Source organism: uncultured Erythrobacter sp. (assembly GCF_947502395.1).
GTDB lineage: Bacteria > Pseudomonadota > Alphaproteobacteria > Sphingomonadales > Sphingomonadaceae > Erythrobacter.
In genome coordinates this window covers 1311498-1331972 of the sequence record NZ_CANMZM010000001.1, presented here as the reverse complement: position 1 = coordinate 1331972, position 20475 = coordinate 1311498, and the positions used below count along the sequence as shown (strand labels likewise).

Genomic DNA, 20475 nt, shown 5'->3' with positions numbered 1-20475 from the left:
GAAAGTGTGGCGCTAACTCCACACCCCACGTGTATCATATACCACTTTATCGCCGCGCTCTTCTGGGGGGATGGCCTTGAAAACATCGTGATCGACGAGCAGCAGCAGGATATCGCATTCCTCGAGCGCGGTATCGATGTCGATCAATTCCGCGCCTGTTCCTGCGAATTCGTCTGGCAGGTCGTCTGCATAAGGCTCAATCACGCGCACGCGAGAACCATAGTCGCGTGCCAGATTGGCTGCGATTTCAAGGGCAGGGCTTTCGCGGAAGTCGTCGATATTGGCTTTGAAGGCGAGGCCAAGGCAGCCGATTTTCGCATCTGAATGTTCATCGGCAAGCGCTTTGGCGCGCGCGAGCACGTGGTGCGTTTTGCTGTCATTGGTTTCGCGGGCTTGTCTGATAATCTTCGCTTCGTCAGGCGCACCATGAACGATGAACCAGGGATCTACCGCAATGCAGTGGCCGCCCACCCCAGGGCCTGGTTGAAGCACATTCACCCGTGGATGACGATTGGCGAGACGGATCACTTCCCACACGTCCAATCCTTGCACATCCGCGATCATTGAAAGCTCATTTGCAAAGGCGATGTTCACATCGCGAAACGCGTTCTCGACGAGCTTGGTCATTTCTGCCGAGCGCGCATCAGTGACAACGCATTCGCCTTTCACAAACCGCTTGTAAAAGGCGAGCGCCTTGCGAGCGCAGCGCGGCGTAATGCCTCCGATTGAACGATCATTATGGATCAACTCTTCAAGAATCTTGCCTGGCAACACCCGCTCTGGGCAATAGGCGATGGAAATATCTGGCGTGCTTTCCGAAAGTCCGGGCATGGCAAGGTCCGGGCGATTCTTCGCAAAGACATCGCGCATCTTTTCGGTCGTGCCCACCGGAGAGGTTGATTCCAGAATTACGCAATCGCCTTTCTTGAGGACGCTGGAGACCTTTTCAGCTGCTTCAAGAATGTACGAGATGTCAGGTGTGTGTTTGCCGTCATGCGAGAAAGGAGTAGGCACTGCGATCACAAAGACACCCGCAGGTTCGACGTCGAGGCTGGCCTTCAAAAAGCCATCTTTAACAACTGCTTGAACGAGGCCATCGAGATCGACCTCTTCGATGTGGACTTCGCCGCGATTGATCGTATCGACCACATGCGCGCTGACATCCACGCCGTGCACTTTGCACCCGGCGCGCGCCATCACCGCAGAGGTCGGTAGGCCAATATAACCAAGCCCGATCACACTCGCATTGAGCGTCGTCTTTTTCATGTCCAGTCGTACTCCGTTCCCGTCGGGCCTGAAAAGCCCGCAGGGAAACGGGGTTAACGCGGAGAAGATAATATTAAGTAAGTCAGCCTGCTAAAAGATCGCAGATGCGCTGTGATGCGTGGCCATCGCCAAAGGGATTGTGCGCGCGCGCCATCGCTTCATAAGCATCTGTATCGTCGAGTAATTTTCCCACTTCGGCGATGATCGTGTCCGCATCAGTGCCGACCAGCTTGGCGGTGCCGGCTTCAACGCCTTCGGGCCGCTCGGTTGTCTCGCGCATGACCAACACCGGTTTTCCAAGCGCAGGCGCTTCTTCCTGTACCCCACCACTGTCGGTCAACATGATGTGCGCGATATCGAGTAGACGGGCAAAGTGGGGGTAATCCAAGGGCTCAATCAGCGCGACATTATCGAGACCAGCGAGCGCTTCGTTCATGACAGAACGAACATTGGGATTGAGGTGAACCGGAAAGATGACCGCTATATCTTCGCGGCTGGCGATTTCGCGCACAGCACTGGCGATTGCTTCCATGCCTTCCCCGAAATTTTCGCGCCGGTGGCTGGTCATGCCAACGATGTGCTTGCCTGCGAAACGCGCTTCAATATCTGCGAGTCCTGAGGCAAGTTCGGGCTTGGCTGCGACTTCCTTGGTGACCCAGTGAAGCGCGTCGATCACCGTATTGCCGGTGACATGAACCGTTTTGGGATCTACATTTTCGGAGCGCAGAGCCTTCGCAGCAGTCTCGGTCGGCGCGCAGTGCAGTGTGGCGAAACTGCCGACGATTTTGCGATTCACCTCTTCGGGCCAAGGGCGATAAATGTCACCGCTACGCAGCCCCGCCTCCACGTGGCATACGGGGATCTGCCGGTAGTAGGCCGCGATCGCGCCCGCCATCACCGTTGTGGTGTCGCCTTGGACGACCACCCAGTCGGGTTTCTCTTCGTCCATCACTGCGCCAAGCCCAGTCAGTGCTGCCGCCGTGAGCGCATCTAGCGATTGATTGGGCTTCATCAGATCGAGATCGTAATGCGGGGATAATCCGGCGATTTCGAGTACGGAGTCGAGCATCGCGCGATGCTGGGCTGAGACGCAGACGCGGCTGTCAAAACGGTCATCCTGCTCAAGCGCATGCAGCACAGGGAACAGCTTGATCGCCTCGGGTCGAGTGCCGAAAACAGTAAGAACGCGCTTGGGAACAGGCATTGAGAACCCTTTGACTTAACCGCTATCTCATCAGGTATGGCGCGCCTTCGTTGGGGTGCGCCGTGATTGCGGAAGGCCTTATAGTTTGGTTTTGTTAGTTTTGTCTTGCTTTGGTGCAGTTAACTGCGCCGGGCGCGCGTTTCCATCAACACAATCAGAACCGTCATCAGCCAAATTCCCACAGAGCCCATAAAGATCAGCAGCATCCATTCCGCAAATCCCAGAGCGAAAGTGACAGCAAAAATAGCGGCATAGACATCGCGCGAGGTGATTGCAGCCAGTGCATTGGTGATCTTTGAGGGCCGCGCGTTGAAGTTGTTTTTCACCGCGTCGAAGGTGAAGGGCCCTCCCATGGAAATAGAGCGTAGCCCAAGGGCGGTAAGACCGATTGCCAAAAGTGCGAGCCCAATCGCGCCGTAAGTCGCCGCTTGCACTTGCCCCTGCCAATACAGGTTTAGCGACGCAAGGCTCAGGAATGCCAGGTTGGTGATCCCATCGGTAATGGTGTCGAGTTTCGCGCCGAATTCAGAGGACCGCATGGTTGCGCGGGCAATCTCACCGTCCACTCCGTCGATGACCGATGCTGCATGGAAGAGCAGAGCACCTGCTATAAGCCCGTTCGCGCCACCAAACAGCAGGCACACCGCCATCAAGATGGCCGTAAAAGCTGCGAGACCTGTTGCGTGGATTGGGGTGATGCCGGGAAACTTCAATAGAACCTGCGAAATCGCCCGAGAGATTGGCCGGTTGAGAGTGCGCGAGACCAGTCCATCAGAAGGTTTACCAGTTGCCTTCACAATGCCTGAACTCACAGCGCTCAATTTGGCGATTTGCGCGGATTCGTGCTCCTGCTCGCCGAGCCATTGCTGTACCGCTTCGCGATTGGTCAAGATAACGGGCACGCCTGAGAGCACCGAAATGGCGTCGAGAACTGGGGAATCTTCCGGCAAAATGCCCTGGTAAGGGTCGCCAATCGCAATGCGAACGTCGGGCAGAAGCCTTGCAAACTCTGACCTTGCCCAAGGAGTGGCCTCCCACCCGCCTGGAACGGCGACAATCATCGCATCGCTGCTTGCAAATTCTTCGCTCTGGCATAGAGCCAGCGCCGCGCGTACAGCAGCCGGGACCCCTGCGACCAGGCGGTTGGCGTGCATATTACTGGAGAAAAGCAGGACTGCTCTTGCCAAAGCGTATGTGCTCCGAGAATGATGATTAGGCTCGTCCGAGGATTATGACCGCAAGGCCTAGTGCTGATCGCAATTGGTGACAAGTGGGAGCCGCAGGAAGGAGCGGGCACGTAGCAAATGAGGGAAAACTCGGCATCTGATGCGTCGGCCTTTGCGCAAGGCGAGAGAGTGTCGCAGGGTCGTCCGAGCGAGCTCGAGGATTGGCTCAACGGATCTGTCTATCACCCACTCTCTATGCGGCTGGCCAAGGCGTTAATACCAACGCCGGTCACTCCTAATATGGTCTCGATCGTGGGTGGCGTCGCGATCGTAACTGCTGCGGTCGCTTATTGGTTCGCTGACAATTGGGTTGTGCTGGCACTGGGCCTCGCCTTGCATATGAGCTGGCATGTCTTTGACGGGGCCGACGGCGATCTTGCGCGCTTGACCGGACGGACCAGTGCGAGAGGGGAGATCATTGATGGGGTTTGCGATTATGCGGGGCACATCGTTCTCTATGTGACGCTAGGCTTTATGCTTATGGAAGAGATCGGTGGCTGGGCGGCCTGGAGTTTGGCAATTGGCGCCGGAATCGGCAGGATTGTGCAAGCGGCCCATTATGAGGTGCAGCGCCGCCAATATCAGTATTGGGTTTATGGCACAAAGTGGTTGCGCGTATCAGACGGCCAATCCGATCAGCCAAACGGAATACTCGGTGGTGTTGCCATCTATTATATGGCTCTAGCCAAGCTTCTGGCTCCGGGAGGGCGCGAGGTCGATCACCTTGTCGAACAGTCTGATGACGAGCAAAGAGATGCTTTGCGGTTGATAATCCGCACGGAAACCATTCCTGTGCTCAGATCAACCTATCTGCTGAGTGCAAATTTCCGTACTATTGTTTGCGGTTTGTCGATGCTTGCGGGCTCTCCGCTGTACTTCTTCGTGTTCGAGGCTCTTGGACTCACTTGCGTGATGGCAGTATCCATTCTGACCGCGAGTACGGCCACGCAACGAATCCAGGATCAGGCCAACAACTCGCGGTAGATATCTAGGTTGGCTCTCGCAAACCGTTCCCAACAAAGCTCTTTTGCACGCTCCAACCCTCTTTCACTCATGCGGGCAGCGATTATCTCATCTTCCGCAACTTTTGTGAGCGCCCCTGCAATTTCGTCCGTGTCATTTGGGTTGACGAGTAGGGCAGCATTTCCAACCACTTCGGGCATGGCACTTTGGTTGCTGGTAATGACTGGACAACCGCATGCCATGGCTTCGGCCAAAGGATTGCCAAATCCCTCGCAGAAAGAGGGGTGAAGCAAAGCCAAAGCGCCGGAATAAAGCTGAAGCAGCGTTGTAAAGCTCACGGTATCCGTAAAGTGAACTCTCTCACTTAGATTTAGTTGTTTTGTGAGGGAAACCAGCTCGTTTGCGCCCGCATTGCGCCGTTGAACCATGACTAGGTCAATATCTTCGCGGTCGGCGAATGCCTTGGAAAAGGCCCTTATAGAGCCTTCATGGTTCTTGTAAGGTGCGAACTGCCCGGCGGTGAGAATGAATTTCTGACCGTGCTTGAGTCCAATTGAACTCAGAGTTTCTTCTCTGATTTCAACTTTCCGAAACTCGGCGGACACGCCGGAAAGAGTTACTTTAATTTTTCGCGCGATGTCAGGCCTTTGACTCAGGATCGCGCGCTTGGTCGCGCTGCTGACTGTGGCGATTGCGTTCGAATGATCGAATGCGCGCTTGATGCCGGTTGCGTAAAATCTGCGCTCTATATGACCGTAGAGGTTTGGATTGCACCATCGAGGGTTTGTGAGCCACATGATATCGTGGATCGTGGTCACCGTCTTCATGGTTAGTCCGGCAGGCAGAATATTGAAAGGCGCGTGGAACAGATCGACATTTGCCAAGTCCACGACTTTGGGAAGCCACCAAAGTGTTGCGGGCCCATTTGCTGGGCTTTTTACAACAGTTTCGGTGACATTTGGCGCTGACACCAAGGGTGATTGCCTCTCAGGATTTCGCAAGAACAGAAAATCGAGCTCGGGCGCAAGCTTTGGCAAATGATGTGCCAAGGCCCACGTGACCTCGCCAATACCGCTTGGCTTGGCCCCTATGTATCTGCAGTCGAGGCAAATAACTGACACTTCGGCTCATTCCGTTCCCAAGGCAAATATCCAGACTGAGAGGCTTTTTAGATATTTTCTTCGTCACTCAAATCTTTGGGGCTCGCTGCACTTCAATTCGGATAAATGCAACATCGATGGATGTGGCAAATCTGTCAGGCTATCGCGGGTTTCCCCCAAAATGATCTTTTTATGGTTGTGCATGCGCACAAATTGTGGAACGCAGAATTCAGGTAATATTGCTTTTCTGCAAAACGTCTTGGCCCGGGAGAGAGCTGGCTTTTGCTGCAGGTTGATGTGGTGCTTTGGGATCAGCTTGTCCGAGTAAGTGGTTGCCTAGGGGAGGGGCATAAAGGCAGTGCGTGAAAGCGCGCGGTATTCAAGGGTGTTCTAGGAAGTATAATGCATTCGATTAGAGTCGCAGTCATCGGTGTGGGAAATTGTGCAAGCTCCCTCATTCAGGGTGTCGCCTTTTACAAGGCCAACAAATCGACCACCGGGTTGATTCGCGAAGTTGTGGGCGGGTACACCGTTTCTGACATTGAATTCGTACTTGGGGTTGACGTGGATGACAGGAAGGTCGGGAAAGATCTTTCCGAAGCGATTTTCTCTGCACCCAACAATACGACCGTTTTCAAGCCAGATATGCCGCCTTCCGGGGCGAAGGTCATGCGCGGTCCTGCTCTCGATGGCGTCGCTGCGCACATGACGAAGGCTGGAGAACGCGGCTTTAGGGTTGCTGACGACAGCGCTGCGGTTTCGAAGGATCAAATTGTCGAGGCCTTGCGCAAGTCGCGGGCCGACATTCTTGTTAATTTCTTGCCTGTTGGTTCGCAGAGGGCGACCGAGTTCTACATGGATTGCGCGCTCGAAGCTGGGTGTGCGGTTGTCAATTGTATTCCCGTGTTTATTGCCAGTGACGAACAGTGGGAGGCTCGGTTCAAGGCCAAGGGGCTGCCGATTGTCGGTGATGACATCAAGGCGCAGGTCGGTGCGACTATTGTTCACCGGGCTCTTTCAAGCTTGTTTGCTGCTCGCGGTGCCTCAATTGAGCGCACCTATCAGCTCAACACTGGCGGTAATACCGACTTCATGAACATGCTGGACCGTGACCGGTTGAGTGACAAGAAGGAGTCTAAAACGATGGCGGTGCAAGCAGCGCTCGCCAAACGTTTGGAGGATGAGAATATTCTCATCGGACCATCAGAATATGTCGCCTGGCAAAAAGACAACAAGGTCTGTTTTCTTCGTGTTGAAGGTACGCAGTGGGGTGAGGTGCCTATGAACCTCGAGCTGCGTTTATCGGTTGAGGATAGCCCGAATGCTGCTGCCTGTGTCGTAGATGCTATTCGTTTTTGTAAGCAGGCTCTTGATCGGGGTGAGAGTGGGGCGCTGACACTGCCGTCAGCTTATTATTGCAAGCATCCGCCAGAGCAGATTCCCGAGGACGTCGCAAACGGTCTGCTGGATCAATATCAGACCAGCTTGCCAGAAGCTGCCGAGTAATCTGAGGCGCGGTGCGCTAGGTTTCCAACCCGATAGGATCGACAATGGACGGTCTCATTTTAGCTGCGGGCTTTGGAAGCAGGTTGCGTGACCTCTTCCCTTCAAAGCCGCTTGCGACGATCAACGGGGTTTCGCTCCTGGGGATCGCGCTTCGTCAACTGGCAAGCGCTGGGGTGGCCCGTGCGGTCGTGGTCACGGGTTACAATGCTGAGGCAGTCGAGGTGGCAGTAGGTGGAATGCGCTCTCGACTTGACCTTGATGTTATCACAGTGCGGGTCGAGGATTGGGAAAAGCCCAATGGCTTTTCGGTAATGGCGGGCGCGAGCTATCTGCCCGGCAATTACCTTCTTGTTATGTGTGATCACCTTCTTTCATCATGCATCCTTCGAGGATTGGCAGGTGCGGATGATGGCGGGCGTGATGTCACACTGGGTATTGATCGACGCATTATTAGCCCGTTGATCGATCCAGATGATGCGACTTGGGTTGAGAGGGGGGCAAACGGCTTTATCAACCGTATTGGCAAGGACCTTACTCAATACGATGCGGTCGATTGTGGAGCGTTTTTGGCGACGCCGGCGTTGGCTGGGGCCATCGGCAAGGCGATCGGCCAGGGTAAGCAGGGTTCGCTTTCTGACGGCATGCAATTACTGGCCGATTGCGGTCGAGCGGCAACGCTCGATATTGGCGATGCTTGGTGGATGGATGTAGACGATCCGGCGGCCCATGCTCAGGCTCAGGGGTTGCTCGATGAGGGCTTTTCTCTCCTTGGCAATGATGCGGCTGATTGGGTGCGGTGTCGCGAATTGAACGTTCAGCCATGACTGCGCAGGATATCTTGCTTGATACAACGCGGCTCGTTTCTCGAGCTTGGACCAAGCGCCGCTCGACCGGGATCGACCGCGTGTGTGAGGCCTACGCTAGGCACTTTCATACCCGCGCGCGCGCTGTCGTGCAGCATCGTGGTATGGTCAAGGTGTTCAATAGGCGCGATTCCGACGCAGTCTTCGATATGCTGTTGCAGCCTTCGTCGGGCATTCGATCCAAGCTGGTTAGGTTCTCTCCATTGGCTCTCACACGTTCACCGTCTCGGATTCCTGGAGATGGGATGATCTATATCAATCCCAGCCATACCGATTTTGATCTGCCCACCCACCATCAGTGGGTGGAGAAGAGCAATTTGCGCAGTGTGTATTTCTTACATGACTTAATCCCGCTGACTCATCCAAGACTTTCAAGCGCTCATGCCGTAAGGCGCCATCTAGGGCGCGTGCGCGGCCTTCTGCGACACGGCTCTGGTGCGATCGTCAACACGAGTGCGACCCAAGCTCAGCTCGCCAAGTTTGCCGAAAAGCGCGGGCTTGATCTTCCGCCAATCGCCGTTGCGCCGCTTGCGGGCGCTGATTTTACAAATCGACCATATTCTCAAACTGAAAAGGCGCAAAGATTTGAGGCGCATAAGCCCTATTTTCTGTGCATCGGCACGATTGAACGCCGCAAGAATTATGAGCTATTGTTTCGGGTTTGGGATGAGTTGATCGATGCGTTCGGGGATTCTTGTCCTCGACTTGTTATTGTCGGCCAAGATAGCCCCCAGAGCGCCCCTGTCATGGAGGCCTACCGCTCAAGACCGCGCCTTGCGAAAGTGGTGCGCTTTGACACCGCCGCCAATGATAGCCAGATCGGTGCTTTGCTTGCTGGCTCGCGTGCACTGCTGATGCCTACACATGCCGAAGGCTATGGCCTGCCGGTTGTTGAGGCCTTACAACTTGGCACTCCAGTTATCGCAAATGACATCCCCAGCTTCCAAGAGATTGGGCAAGGCATTCCATTGCTGCTAGACGTCGCCGACGAAACAGCATGGAAGCGGGCGATTTGTCGTTTTGCTTTCTCCGATAGTGAGCGTGATCGGCAACTCAACATGATGGAGCATTTCATCGCTCCTACCTGGCAAAATCATTTTGCAATCATAGATAGCTGGCTAGAAGGCCTGGCTAGCGCCGAACGGGTGCCAAACGAGAGATTACAAGTCGAGTGTTAGACCGTCTAAAATTCATCAACCCGCTGTTCATCGCAACGGTCATTGTACCGACTCTCATCGCAATCTTGTATTTCGGTGTGTTGGCGAATGACATTTACATTTCGGAGAGCCGCTTTGTTGTGCGTAATCCGACCGAGAAATCCGGCTCACCCCTTCGCGCCGCGTTGGGTCAGGCTGGCCTTGGTGGTGCGGCTGGCGCTGCTGAAGGAAATGCCACGATTAGCGAGTACATCCTCTCACGCCGCGCTCTTGCAGATGCCGATCAGGATGGTTTCGTTGCAAATGCCTATACCGATCCGAATATATTCTTTTTCGATCGGTTCGGAGCACTGTGGGGGGAAAGCAAGGAGCAACTCTACCAGTATTTCATCGGGAAAGTTGTAGTTGCTGAAGGACTTTCGGGTCAGGTCATGACATTGCGGGTTAGCGCATATGATCCTGCCGAAGCTCGAGAAATCAACTCGCGCCTGCTTCTCCAATCCGAAGAACTGGTCAACAGCCTGTCTGAACGCTCACGCGATGACACAATCGCTTTGGCGCAAGAGCAGGTGGACGAAGCAACCGACAAAGCGCGCTCTGCCAGGCTTGAACTGGCGCAATATCGAGGTGCTGAACGGATCGTTGACCCCACGCAAGAATCGCTAGTCGGCTTACAGATGGTGGGTAAGCTTCAGGATCAGTTGATTGCGGCCAAGACTCAACTTCGCCAGTTGCAAACCTATACTCCGGAAGCCTCACAGATCCCGTTTCTTCGTACACAAATCCGCCAGCTCGAGAGCGAGATCGAAAAAACACGCGAGGGGCTGACCGGAGGTCAAGGGTCTTTGTCGGCCGCGATGGTCGGATATCAGGAATTGGCTGTGAATTCTGAGTTTGCAGAGCAGCAGTTGGCGATTGCGCTTGCTTCATTGCAGGAAGCCCAGGCCGAAGCACGGCGCAAACGAACCTATCTGGAGCGTATTTCAGATCCGAGTCTTCCTGACTTTGCTCTTCAGCCAAGGCGGATCCGCAGCATTATTGCGACATTTGTGCTCGGTCTTCTTGCTTGGGGTGTCCTTTCGATGCTGATGATCGGTGTGCGGGAGCACCGTGACTAATGTCCTCCGAGGCGCTCCGAAAGACTCCGTTGAAGGAGAGTTTCACGGTCCAAGGGCGTGTATTAGGCGCTCTTCTTATCCGTGAAGTCATCACGCGGTATGGACGGCATAACATCGGATTCCTGTGGCTCTTTGTAGAGCCTATGCTGTTCACGCTGGGCGTGACCGCTCTATGGACGGCGACAAAGAGCATCCATGGGAGCGATCTTCCGATTGCTGCATTTGCTCTCACCGGATATTCGACCGTGCTGCTATGGCGCAACCTGCCAGGGCGGACAATCGGCGCGATTAGGGCGGACTCAGCGCTCTTATACCATCGCAACATCAAGCCTTTGGATATTTATCTTGCGAGAATTTTTCTTGAGGTCGGAGGTGCTTCTATCTCTTTCATTGTTTTGGGAGTGCTCTTTATCGCGATTGAGTGGATTTCACCGCCTGAAGACATATTGATGGTGGCGACGGGTTGGTTTGGGATAGCATGGTTTGGTGCCGCATTGGCCATTTTCCTGGGCACCGCGTCGTATCTCAGCGAATTGGTGAACAAGTTCTGGCACCCCTTCTCTTATCTTTTGTTTCCTCTTTCTGGCGCTGCATTCCTGGTTTCGGTGCTTCCGCGCAACTTTCAAGAGATCGTTCTGCTTTTGCCGATGGTTCATGGGGTGGAGTTGGTGCGTGATGGGTATTTCGGATCGAAGTTTACGCCGATCTATGATTTGTCCTATTTGCTCGTGTTCAACCTTGTTTTGTCTGTGATTGCCCTAATGTTCCTGCGTTACGTCTCACGGCGGGTGGTCCCGGGATGATCAGGGTCGAAAACCTCTGCAAGACCTACCCGACAAGATTTGGGAAAAAGCTCGTTCTTGATAATGTGAACTTTGAGCTGAAAAAGGGGGAAAAGCTTGGCATTCTGGGCAGAAATGGTGCCGGCAAATCAACGCTAATTCGTCTTATAAGCGGAGTCGAATTTGCCACTTCTGGCCGAGTCCTTTCTGACATGAGTGTCTCATGGCCTCTGGCGTTTAGCGGCGCTTTTCAAGACAACCTTACAGGTGTGGACAATGTACGTTTCATAAGCCGGGTCTACGATCAGGACTTTAAGCACAATCTCGCTTTTGTTGAGGAATTTTCCGAACTTGGGGACTACTTGCGTGAAGAGGTGCGGACCTATTCATCTGGTATGCGCGCAAGACTGGCCTTTGCGATATCAATGATTACCGAATTTGACTGCTTCTTAATTGACGAGGTGAGCGCGGTTGGGGATGCTCGTTTCCATGCTCGTTGCAATTACGAGCTGTTTGAGCGCCGTGCTGACCGAGCGATGATCATTGTCTCGCACAACACAAGTTATATCAACAACCACTGCAACAAGTTCGCGTTGCTGCACGATGCGAAGTTGAAACTGTATGACGATTTCGAAGAAGCCTATAGCGACTTCAAGACCAAGATCGGGCTTGCTGACAGCAAAGTCACGAATGATCCAAGACCGAAGTTTGCGGCTCAATCTAGAAAACAGTTGATCGACACGTCAAACACGTCTGCCCTTCACGACGAAAAGTTCTTCAACAAGGTGCTAGAGGCGCACATGAGAGGCGAGGAAAAGAAATGGGATGAGGCGAGAGACGGCTACGCCAGCGCACTCGAAATATATCCGTTTCAGGGCTCTTATTGGACGCAGTGGGCGCATATGGTGAAGGATGGAGGTGATCCAGAGCTGGCTGAAATGGGGTATCGCACCGCGTGTGCATTTGGCGAATCCACTGGCGAAGTCGACGAGTTTTTTACTCATGTTCTAAAGAAGCAAAAGCGCTTTCCTCCGGTCAACCCGCTGGTAGGCCTGACGCCCGGGCCCGCTCACGAGCAGCCCTCAACCATTCCGGACGTCAATCTGCTCGCAATAGCGGCCTGGGGTCAGGAAGACGTAGGGCGGGAGGAGTTGATCGCGCTTATGCGAGAGCACCCGAAGTGTGATTCCCTGTTTGCTTGCCTTGTCGAGGACGAGCGATTTGCGAAATTCCATGCCGAATGGCTTGTGGTTGAAGATGGCCTTGGCAGCAAGGCATTGAAAGCGAGGGTCAAGCGAGCTCGCCCCATTGAAGATGCTCATTTATGGGCAGCGAATCTTACTAGCATTTCTAATGCTGCAGAAAGCGAAAGGGGCGTTCACAAGATTTCACAAATGATCGAGGTCAAGAAGGATGCATTGCCAATCCTTTTGGCGCATGGAGGTTTCTCAGACTGGCCCAAGTCTCAGGCGGCTCTTCGTGCACGCTTCGGATAGCGCGCTGACCAAGTCTATTAGGTAGTATCTCCAGATCGCAAAATCGAACTGCAACGTTCTCAAGTTCCCAGCCTTTCCGCTTAGAGTGCCGCACCCATGACACAATCGCTGTTACATCGCCTTCTCTACGCTGTGGTCCTCAGACCGAGCAAAGGTAGCGCGCCGTCACTAGGTAAGGTGATGGAGGAACTGGTGAACAATCATCCTGATAGTCTCTCCACCTTGCTCAGGCACTATCGCCGAGCTGTGGTACACAATGTTTTTCGCTCAAGGTGTAAATCCCAATACATCGGAAACAACCAGATCCTCTGCCGGGTGCTGGCCAACAAGAAGATGTTTGTCATTGGCGACGACGTTGGATTCTCTCCGCACATGATTACCGAAGGCTACTGGGAATACTGGCTGACTCAGTACTTCGCGCAGAACATAAAGAACGGTGACACGGTGCTCGATATTGGAGCCAATCTTGGTTATTATACGATCCTTGCCGGCGACTTGGTGGGGAAAGAAGGCAATGTCGTTGCTGTTGAGCCGAACCCATTTGTCTTCTCGCTTCTGTCGAAAACTGTGCTGCACAATGGCTATCAAGCCCGGACAAAGCTCCATCACTTTGCTTTGGCGGTCGAAGAAGAGACGGGCACGCGCAAATTCTTCGTTCCGGCAAATGAACCTAAGAATGGCACCATCCTTTCTGAAGATGCTGATGTCCCAGCCCATGAAAATTGGGGCGAGGTTTTGGACATCGAGTTAGGCTGCCTGAACCCTGACGATTTCGAGAGGGTCGACTTCATCAAAATCGATGTTGAAGGTGCGGAACTTGGGGTTCTGCGGAGCCTTAAGCCCATCATCGAAAAGCATCGACCGAGAATTGTATGTGAGGTAAACTTTCACCGCGGCTATGGCTTTCAAGACATCCAAAAGGCGCTGGGTGAAAGCGGCGATCTGAAGTATCTGGACTATGATGGAAAAGTCCAACCGCTAACCAAGACAATGGCAGAGCAACAAACCGATGAAGACGATTGGCTGGTGTGCTGGCCATGATCTCAGTATTTAGAAAGAGCTCCTTGTGTTCCAACGTCATCTAAGCCGTTTTCTTCGGCGATTGCCTGAAAGGACCGTGCAGAGATTTTTCAGGTGGCGAACGAGAAGTTTCTACCTCGGGAATGACCGCATCCTGTGCAGAATCTTAGGCAACTACAAGCTTGTGGCCCTAGGAAGCGACATGAGCTTCTCGCCCTTTATGGTCGCCGACGGTTACTGGGAGTATTGGCTCTCAAAGCATTTTGCAGCTTCCCTCAAGGGTGGTGATACGGTCATCGATATTGGGGCCAATCTTGGCTATTTCACCATTCTGGGTGCTGCTCTGGTTGGCCAGAAAGGCAAAGTCTATTCGGTTGAGCCGAACCCTGAACTGAGCGAACTCATCCACCATAGCGCCTTTCTCAACGGGATGCACAACACAGTTGAGGTCTGTAATTTTGCCATTGCCGGGCCTGAAGAGACCGGGAAACGGACCCTTTTTGTGCAAGACGGCACCAAGAACGGCTGTTTCCTGAAGCCAGGCGAAAAGCCGGAAGACCTCACCATACCGGGCAAATCTTGGGAGGTTGATCTTGGCCATTTTACAGTCGAACAATTTGATCGGGTTGATCTGATCAAGATCGATGTCGAAGGTGCAGAACTCATGGTGCTTGAGAATCTGCGGCCTATCATTGAGCATTTCCGGCCGAAGATCGTTTGTGAGGTCAACTTCCAGAGAGACTATACTTATGACGACATCATGGCGGCACTTGGTCGCGATGGCGAACTGAAGTATCTCGACTTTGATGGCGAGGTTAAGGGCCCCTTGACTAAGGAAATGGCTGAAACCACCAATGTTGGTATAGAGTGGATGATTTGCTGGCCCTAATGGTGCACGAGGCGCGGTTGAGAAGAGCCGCTCCCAAATGCTCTGAAGGCACAAACCTCTGCAAACGTAAGGCAAGAGACCAAAGTTGAAACGCATCCTCATCGATGGATACAATCTGGCAATGGCCAAAGGCACTGGGATTGCGACCTATGCGCGGAATCTCTGCGAGGAAGTGTCCGGGCTGGGGCATGAAGTGTCTGTCCTATATGGCGAACGGATTGCTGAAGACGATGACCCTTTGCTGCGCGAAATCTCTTTCTTTGACCCGATTGAGCTTCCCAAGGGGAAACTCCGCAGGATTGCGCGGGCCATTCGCAGCGGCGCTCGCAGCCCATTTGACCTCACGCCGCGCGAGCTTGATCTGTCAGGCAGTGTTGTGCCCAACGCGTTCGCTGGGCGCTTCCCGACCTGTAAACGCATATTCAATGGTGAAGACCTTTTTCACCGCGCAAATGCAGGATTTGCCATTGGGCGGGGCTTTTCCAAGGTGTACATGCCGGGAACTGTCGACCTTGCCCACTGGACCTATCCGCTCCCGATTGAGGTGAAGGGCGCCCCCAATATCTACACTATGCACGATTTGGTGCCATTGCGTTTGCCTTACACAACACTCGACAACAAACGTGCCTATCTCAAGTTGGTGAGGCAGATCGCGAGCCGTGCGGATCACATCGTGACAGTGTCTGAGTGTTCGAAACGCGACATCATGGAACTTTTGGACGTTCCTGAGGACCGAGTTACAAACACCTATCAGTCAGTCGAATTGCCCGAAGACGCACTCAAATTTAGTGATGAAGAGGTTGCTCGCATTGTTGAGGGCGGGTTCGACGTTGGTTACAAAGACTACTTCCTCTTCTGGGGATCGATTGAACCCAAGAAGAACCTCCACCGCATGATTGAAGGCTATCTTGCGAGCGGAGTGGAAACGCCCCTCGTTATCGTAGGAGCAAGGGCTTGGAGGTCAGAAGAAGAGCTGCGGCTGGTCAAGGATAGCGGTAAGCACGGCAAATCCCGCATCATCCAGCTTTCCTATTGCCCGCAGGGCACGCTGATCAATCTAATCCGCGGAGCGAAAGCCGCGCTTTTTCCATCGCTTTATGAAGGGTTTGGCTTGCCAGCGTTGGAAGCGATGACCCTTGGTACTCCAGTGATAGGATCGAACACCGGTTCATTGCCTGAAGTGATTGGCGATGCGGGTTTGCAGGTTGATCCTTATCACTCAAAGGCTATTGCTCAAGCCTTCAGCCAAATGGATAGTGATTCAGGTTTGCGCAATGAGCTAACCGTCAGAGGGGCGACGCGGGCCGAACTATTCTCCCCTTCAGCCCACCGCAAGCGTCTTGATGCGCTATATGGGCGGCTGCTCTAAAGATCACAGAAACTGGACGAAGTTCAATGAATGGTAAGGTAATAATCTCGGACTCGCGCGCTTCGGCATCGCGTATTCTCAAGGCTGTGCTGGCTGGGGGCTTGGCGATTACGCTTGCAGGCTGTTCAACGCTTGGCGCTTCAGGTCCTGCCGGTGGCGATGTTCGCAGCGCGGATGATCAGGATTACCTTGGTCAAGGGATCGAAATCGTAGAGCTTGATGGTTCCACGCTTTCCCGCCTCGATCAATATGGTCGTGCATCTGAATTCGCCGAGGTGTTTACCGAGGAGGCCCCTTCAGTCGAACTCATCGGATATGGCGATGTTCTCGATATCGCTATATGGGAGGCGCCCCCCGCTGTTCTGTTCGGGGCGGGTGGTGGCAACCCAGGGATCGGCGCGACCCCAGAATTGGCCGTTCAGGCTGGAATTCCACAGCAGATTGTTGGTGAGGCAGGAACTGTTTCGGTTCCGTTCGTTGGTCCTGTCAAAGTGGTCGGTCGCAAGGTCGATGATGTGGAACAAGCTATCGTTAGTAGCTTAAGAGGCAGGGCGCATGATCCACAAGCGATCGTCCGCCTTGTTCGCAATGAAACGCGAACTGTCACAGTCCTTGGAGAAGTGGCGCAGAGTCGGCGCATGCCTTTGAGCGCGCGCGGCGAGAGAGTTCTTGACGCGGTTGCAAGCGCAGGCGGACCGCGCAATCCAGTTGATCGCTCAATCGTGCAGATTACCCGCGGTGAGGATGTCGTGACCATGCCGCTCCAGCGCGTTGTCACTGACCCGACGCAGAATGTGCAGCTTTTTCCTGATGACGTGGTGACCGTTCTGCATCAGCCCTTTAGTTTCGTTGCGTTGGGAGCGGTCCGGCAGAGTGCTGAAGTGCCATTTGATGGTGCAGGGCTTACATTGGCCCAGGCCTTGGGAAGAGTTGGCGGCCTCAATGACAACCGCGCCGATAACAAAGGCGTCTTTGTATTCCGCCTAGAAGATCGAGATGCATTAGGGGACGGGCTGCACGAAAATGTTCGTGTGACGGCCGATGGCCGCGTTCCGGTGATTTATCGGCTCGATTTGTCAGAACCCGCGAGTGTGTTCGCAATGCAGGATTTTGCCATTCGCGATGATGATGTGCTCTACGTCTCTACGGCGCCGGGTGCTGATTTGCGGCGATTTGTCTCGACTATTTCAAGCGCGGCCTTCTCTGTGATCGGCATCACGAACGCTTTGACTTCCAACAACTGATCTGGCGCGGGGTCGCGCTCAATTCTGAACGTCCGGGCGGCAGAGCTTGGGAGCTTGGTCGGGGCGAAATGTGCGGCTACCTAGCCGCTCTGACCCACTTTGCGCAGGTGAAAGGCATGGTCGCCAAGGCTCGCATCCAGTGCGATGAGGCGCTTGTGGTAGTGCCCGACGTTGAGCTCATCAGTGAGACCCACGCCGCCGTGAGTCTGGATCGCCGCTTCGCCGATTTCATGCCCCAACTTGCCGATTTGGCCTTTGAGGATGGCAATATCCCGCAGCGTCGCCGCGCCTGAATTGGCAAGGGCGGTGGTGTAGGTCAGCGTCGAAAGCGCCTTAGTATAGGCGATTTTCATATCGGCTAGCCGGTGTGCCACGACTTGAAACATGCCGATGGGCTGGCCAAACTGCTTGCGCGTCATCGCATATTCGCTGGTTATTGTGAGTAGCGCTTTCATCGCACCTAGCGCCTCTGCGGACTGGACGATGATCGCCTCGGCAAGGACTGCTTCTAGTGCGTCACGCGCATCTTCCAACAGCACTGCCTCTTGCTGCACCACCACCTGATTGAAATGGATAGTCGCAGCGCTCCGGCCGTCGATGGTTTGATAAGGTGAGATTTGGAGACCAGCCGCACCTGCTTCAACCAGATAGAAACCCAGCTTTCCCGTGTCAGAGCGTCGCGCGACCACCACCAAAGCATCGGCAACACTGCCCGCAATCACAAGGCGCTTTTCACCGCTTAGTTCAGCGCCTTCTTCGGAGGGGTCAGCAGCCATAGCGATTTGTTCGGGCGAGGCTGTGCCGGCACCTTCCTCATAAGCGAATGCCAGCGTCACTTCGCCACTGCTCAGCTTTCCGATCCATTGGAGAGCCGTTGGCGTGCCGCTCGCTGCCAAGGCTCCGCCTGCTAGCAATGTTGAGGCGACATAGGGTTCGATGACCAAGTGTTCACCCAGGCTCTGCGCAAAGGCAACGAGATCGGCAATTGATCCGCCAAGCCCGCCTTGCTCTTCGCTGAAGGGAAGCATGGTGAGGCCAAGCTCCGCAAACTCCGACCAGACATCGGCGGACCAAGGCGCATCAGAGGCGACAAGCTCCTGGCGTGTGTCAAAATCGTAATTGCGTTCGAGGAGTTTCGCGACGCTTTCGCGCAGCATGTCCTGTTCCTGGCTGAATGCAAAATCCATGTGTTCTGTCCCCTCAGCCGGTTGCCAGACTGCGTGAGATGAGGTCGCGTTGGACCTCGTTCGAACCAGCGTAGATCGAAGTTGCGCGGCTGTTCAGGTAGAGCGGCATGGTGATGAGATCGAACTCACTGCCCTGCGGCTCGACATTGCTGCCCACGCGCAAAGCCTCCAATTGCCGCGCCAATCCGGTCACGCCTGAGACCTGAGTCATCAAGATCGAGGCGCGTTGTATCAATTCGGAATTGATGGTCTTGTTCAGCGAAGGGAAGGCCGGATCATTGGCGATGGAATGGCCGCTGATCGCGAGTTTTTCCATATGGGCAAGGCTTGCGACATCGGCGTAGAGTTCACCAAAATCGCGTTGGAATACGGGATCATCTGCCATCATCCCGCCAAAGGGAGACGGGGTCTTACCTGCTGCTTCTTTGGCACGCTCAAGATACCGAACCAAGGTTGGCGAAGCAGCCGATCCACCGCGTTCGTGCTTCAAAAGGTGCTTGGCAACGCTCCAGCCGTCATTCTCTTCGCCCACGCGCCCAGATTGCGGTACGCGGACATTGTCGAAGAAGACTTCGCATTGCTCGGGGAACCCATCAAGGCCGACTATTGGACGGATTTCCATCCCCGGATAATCGATCCGATCGAGCAGGAGGAAGGTGATACCCTGCTGTTTCTTGCCCGAGTTGTCCGTGCGAACCAGCATAAACATGCGGTTTGCGTGATGGGCGTAAGTGGTCCAGATTTTGGAGCCATTGATGATGTAGTCGTCGCCATCGGCCTCGGCTCGGCACTGGAGTGAAGCAAGGTCAGAGCCAGAGCCCGGCTCTGAATACCCCTGGGCCCAAAAATCGAGACCTTGGAGGATAGGCGGAAGATACGTCGCCTTTTGTTCCTCCGTCCCAAGGTCGATCAGCAGCGGGCCCACCATGCCTAGGCTCTGTGGGAGAAGCGGGGGTAGGTCTGCCTTGCGGTACTCTTCTGCAAAGATAAACCGTTGCTCCACGCTCCACCCGGTGCCGCCATAATCAACCGGCCAATGCGGGGCAGCCCAACCTTTTTTGGCCAGAATCTGATGCCATTCCATGCATTGATCAAAGGGAGCAAAAACGCTGGTGGTCTTGCGCCCGGCCTCACGGATCGCAGGCGTTGGGGCGGTGGCGAAAAACTCGGCGACTTCCGCGCGGAAGGCTTCGAGTTCAGGTGAAAACTCAACGTTCATTTTGATGGTCTCTGAATTATTTGGGAGGCATCCGGATCGCGCCGTCAAGGCGGAACTGGTGGCCATTGATATAGCTGTTGCTGGCAATCTCGCAGATAAGTGAGGCGAACTCCTCGGGCTCACCGAGGCGTTTGGGGAAGGGAACGGATGCGTTCAACTGGTCCCACATCTGAGGATTGCGATCCTTCATCCCAAGCATAAGCGGTGTCGCAAAAATGCCCGGCATGACGCTGTTCACTCTGATCCCCAAGTCCATCAAATCGCGCGCCATAGGCAGCACCAGGCCGTTCACACCCGACTTGCACGAGCCATAAATCGTCTGCCCAATCTGGCCATCTTGTGCCGCGACGCTGGCGGTCAAAGTGATCGACCCGCGTTCGCCATCGTCATTGACCGGATCGCTGTTCGCCATCCCAAGAGCGGAGATACTGGAAACGCGGTAGCTCGCCACCAGAATGCCCTCAGCGCCAAAGGCATAGTCTTCGGTGGGAAGGCGTTTGTAGCCACCGGTGCTCTTGTCAAAGCCGATGGTCTTGCCGCGCTTTGATGCCATGGCGCAGTGGACGGTCACCCGCTCTTGTCCATTGGCTGCGCGCGCGGCGGCAAAGCCCGCCTCGACGCTTTCCTCGCTCATGATATCGACATGGTGGAAGGTGCCGCCAATCGCCGCGGCATGTTCCTTGCCCGCTTCGTCATTGATATCGAATATCGCCACTTTGAGCCCTTGTTTGGCCAACGCCGCGGCGCTCGCACGACCCAATCCCGAAGCGCCGCCAGTGACGACTGCGGCCATCCCCTCAGTGAGTTTCATTGTCTCTCCTATCCTCTCTTGCCTTAGGCCTAACGCGGATTGGGACACGAGGCTA

General features: G+C 54.5%; 18 protein-coding genes. 11 read left to right on the top strand and 7 right to left on the bottom strand.

The window, feature by feature from the left end; translation table 11 throughout:
• Positions 1-12: 12 nt before the first annotated feature.
• The 3 genes from wecC to Q0778_RS06160 form a co-directional block, all read right to left on the bottom strand.
• Positions 13-1266 (bottom strand): UDP-N-acetyl-D-mannosamine dehydrogenase, encoded by a 1254-nt coding sequence (gene wecC, locus Q0778_RS06170; RefSeq protein ID WP_298334807.1) that lies wholly within the window; start codon positions 1264-1266, stop codon positions 13-15.
• Between the two features lie 82 nt (positions 1267-1348).
• Positions 1349-2470, bottom strand: a complete 1122-nt coding sequence (wecB, locus tag Q0778_RS06165; RefSeq protein WP_298334805.1) for a UDP-N-acetylglucosamine 2-epimerase (non-hydrolyzing) — start codon at positions 2468-2470, stop codon at positions 1349-1351.
• 119 nt (positions 2471-2589) lie between these two features.
• The gene (locus Q0778_RS06160; protein ID WP_298334803.1) at positions 2590-3624 is read right to left on the bottom strand and encodes a CDP-alcohol phosphatidyltransferase family protein; all 1035 of its coding nucleotides are present in this window, start codon (positions 3622-3624) and stop codon (positions 2590-2592) included.
• Positions 3625-3774: 150 nt separating this feature from the next.
• Between Q0778_RS06160 and Q0778_RS06155 the strand changes: the two genes are divergently transcribed.
• Positions 3775-4680 carry a CDP-alcohol phosphatidyltransferase family protein gene (locus tag Q0778_RS06155; RefSeq protein WP_298334801.1) on the top strand — a complete coding sequence of 302 codons (906 nt, stop codon included), beginning with the start codon at positions 3775-3777 and terminating at the stop codon, positions 4678-4680.
• Here Q0778_RS06155 and Q0778_RS06150 read toward each other — a convergent pair.
• Complete coding sequence (locus Q0778_RS06150; protein WP_298334799.1) at positions 4659-5780, bottom strand: glycosyltransferase family 1 protein; 1122 nt, start codon at positions 5778-5780, stop codon at positions 4659-4661. The two genes, Q0778_RS06155 and Q0778_RS06150, sit on opposite strands and share 22 nt — an antisense overlap.
• Before the next feature lie 381 nt (positions 5781-6161).
• On the opposite strand from Q0778_RS06150, the gene Q0778_RS06145 reads away from it, so the two are divergent.
• From Q0778_RS06145 to Q0778_RS06100, 10 genes are all read left to right on the top strand, one after another.
• The gene (locus tag Q0778_RS06145) at positions 6162-7265 is read left to right on the top strand and encodes an inositol-3-phosphate synthase (protein ID WP_298334797.1); all 1104 of its coding nucleotides are present in this window, start codon (positions 6162-6164) and stop codon (positions 7263-7265) included.
• 44 nt (positions 7266-7309) lie between these two features.
• The gene (locus Q0778_RS06140) at positions 7310-8089 is read left to right on the top strand and encodes an NTP transferase domain-containing protein (protein ID WP_298334795.1); all 780 of its coding nucleotides are present in this window, start codon (positions 7310-7312) and stop codon (positions 8087-8089) included.
• Positions 8086-9306, top strand: a complete 1221-nt coding sequence (locus tag Q0778_RS06135; RefSeq protein WP_298334793.1) for a glycosyltransferase family 1 protein — start codon at positions 8086-8088, stop codon at positions 9304-9306. Before Q0778_RS06140 ends, Q0778_RS06135 begins: the two co-directional genes overlap by 4 nt.
• Positions 9300-10403, top strand: coding sequence for a hypothetical protein (locus Q0778_RS06130; protein ID WP_298334791.1), 1104 nt, complete (start codon positions 9300-9302; stop codon positions 10401-10403). The genes Q0778_RS06135 and Q0778_RS06130 overlap by 7 nt, the downstream gene beginning before the upstream one ends.
• Entirely contained in the window at positions 10403-11206 is an 804-nt protein-coding gene (locus Q0778_RS06125; protein ID WP_298334789.1) for an ABC transporter permease, read from the top strand. The genes Q0778_RS06130 and Q0778_RS06125 overlap by 1 nt, the downstream gene beginning before the upstream one ends.
• Entirely contained in the window at positions 11203-12681 is a 1479-nt protein-coding gene (locus Q0778_RS16330) for an ABC transporter ATP-binding protein (RefSeq protein ID WP_366519518.1), read from the top strand. Before Q0778_RS06125 ends, Q0778_RS16330 begins: the two co-directional genes overlap by 4 nt.
• Before the next feature lie 96 nt (positions 12682-12777).
• Positions 12778-13722: an FkbM family methyltransferase gene (locus tag Q0778_RS06115; protein WP_298334787.1), complete on the top strand. Its 945-nt coding sequence runs from the start codon at positions 12778-12780 to the stop codon at positions 13720-13722.
• Positions 13723-13903: 181 nt separating this feature from the next.
• Positions 13904-14590 (top strand): FkbM family methyltransferase, encoded by a 687-nt coding sequence (locus Q0778_RS06110; RefSeq protein ID WP_298334785.1) that lies wholly within the window; start codon positions 13904-13906, stop codon positions 14588-14590.
• An 85-nt stretch (positions 14591-14675) separates the two neighbouring features.
• Positions 14676-15959 carry a glycosyltransferase family 1 protein gene (locus Q0778_RS06105; RefSeq protein WP_298334783.1) on the top strand — a complete coding sequence of 428 codons (1284 nt, stop codon included), beginning with the start codon at positions 14676-14678 and terminating at the stop codon, positions 15957-15959.
• Positions 15960-15985: 26 nt separating this feature from the next.
• Complete coding sequence (locus Q0778_RS06100; RefSeq protein WP_298308859.1) at positions 15986-17203, top strand: polysaccharide biosynthesis/export family protein; 1218 nt, start codon at positions 15986-15988, stop codon at positions 17201-17203.
• An 80-nt stretch (positions 17204-17283) separates the two neighbouring features.
• Here Q0778_RS06100 and Q0778_RS06095 read toward each other — a convergent pair whose 3' ends face one another.
• Genes Q0778_RS06095 through Q0778_RS06085 form a run of 3 tightly spaced genes read right to left on the bottom strand, consistent with a single transcriptional unit; the run spans position 17284 to position 20420 of the window.
• Entirely contained in the window at positions 17284-18390 is a 1107-nt protein-coding gene (locus Q0778_RS06095; RefSeq protein WP_298334781.1) for an acyl-CoA dehydrogenase family protein, read from the bottom strand.
• A 13-nt stretch (positions 18391-18403) separates the two neighbouring features.
• Positions 18404-19609, bottom strand: a complete 1206-nt coding sequence (locus Q0778_RS06090) for an acyl-CoA dehydrogenase family protein (protein WP_298334779.1) — start codon at positions 19607-19609, stop codon at positions 18404-18406.
• 16 nt (positions 19610-19625) lie between these two features.
• Complete coding sequence (locus Q0778_RS06085) at positions 19626-20420, bottom strand: SDR family oxidoreductase (RefSeq protein WP_298334777.1); 795 nt, start codon at positions 20418-20420, stop codon at positions 19626-19628.
• Positions 20421-20475: the final 55 nt, after the last annotated feature.

Excerpts from the sequence above, each read along its gene's own strand:
- wecC (WP_298334807.1), bottom strand. The coding sequence starts at position 1,266 with ATGAAAAAGACGACGCTCAATGCGAGTGTGATCGGGCTTGGTTATATT.
- wecB (WP_298334805.1), bottom strand. The coding sequence starts at position 2,470 with ATGCCTGTTCCCAAGCGCGTTCTTACTGTTTTCGGCACTCGACCCGAG.
- Q0778_RS06160 (WP_298334803.1), bottom strand. The coding sequence starts at position 3,624 with ATGCACGCCAACCGCCTGGTCGCAGGGGTCCCGGCTGCTGTACGCGCG.
- Q0778_RS06155 (WP_298334801.1), top strand. The coding sequence starts at position 3,775 with ATGAGGGAAAACTCGGCATCTGATGCGTCGGCCTTTGCGCAAGGCGAG.
- Q0778_RS06145 (WP_298334797.1), top strand. The coding sequence starts at position 6,162 with ATGCATTCGATTAGAGTCGCAGTCATCGGTGTGGGAAATTGTGCAAGC.
- Q0778_RS06140 (WP_298334795.1), top strand. The coding sequence starts at position 7,310 with ATGGACGGTCTCATTTTAGCTGCGGGCTTTGGAAGCAGGTTGCGTGAC.
- Q0778_RS06135 (WP_298334793.1), top strand. The coding sequence starts at position 8,086 with ATGACTGCGCAGGATATCTTGCTTGATACAACGCGGCTCGTTTCTCGA.
- Q0778_RS06125 (WP_298334789.1), top strand. The coding sequence starts at position 10,403 with ATGTCCTCCGAGGCGCTCCGAAAGACTCCGTTGAAGGAGAGTTTCACG.
- Q0778_RS16330 (WP_366519518.1), top strand. The coding sequence starts at position 11,203 with ATGATCAGGGTCGAAAACCTCTGCAAGACCTACCCGACAAGATTTGGG.
- Q0778_RS06115 (WP_298334787.1), top strand. The coding sequence starts at position 12,778 with ATGACACAATCGCTGTTACATCGCCTTCTCTACGCTGTGGTCCTCAGA.
- Q0778_RS06110 (WP_298334785.1), top strand. The coding sequence starts at position 13,904 with ATGAGCTTCTCGCCCTTTATGGTCGCCGACGGTTACTGGGAGTATTGG.
- Q0778_RS06100 (WP_298308859.1), top strand. The coding sequence starts at position 15,986 with ATGAATGGTAAGGTAATAATCTCGGACTCGCGCGCTTCGGCATCGCGT.
- Q0778_RS06095 (WP_298334781.1), bottom strand. The coding sequence starts at position 18,390 with ATGGATTTTGCATTCAGCCAGGAACAGGACATGCTGCGCGAAAGCGTC.
- Q0778_RS06090 (WP_298334779.1), bottom strand. The coding sequence starts at position 19,609 with ATGAACGTTGAGTTTTCACCTGAACTCGAAGCCTTCCGCGCGGAAGTC.
- Q0778_RS06085 (WP_298334777.1), bottom strand. The coding sequence starts at position 20,420 with ATGAAACTCACTGAGGGGATGGCCGCAGTCGTCACTGGCGGCGCTTCG.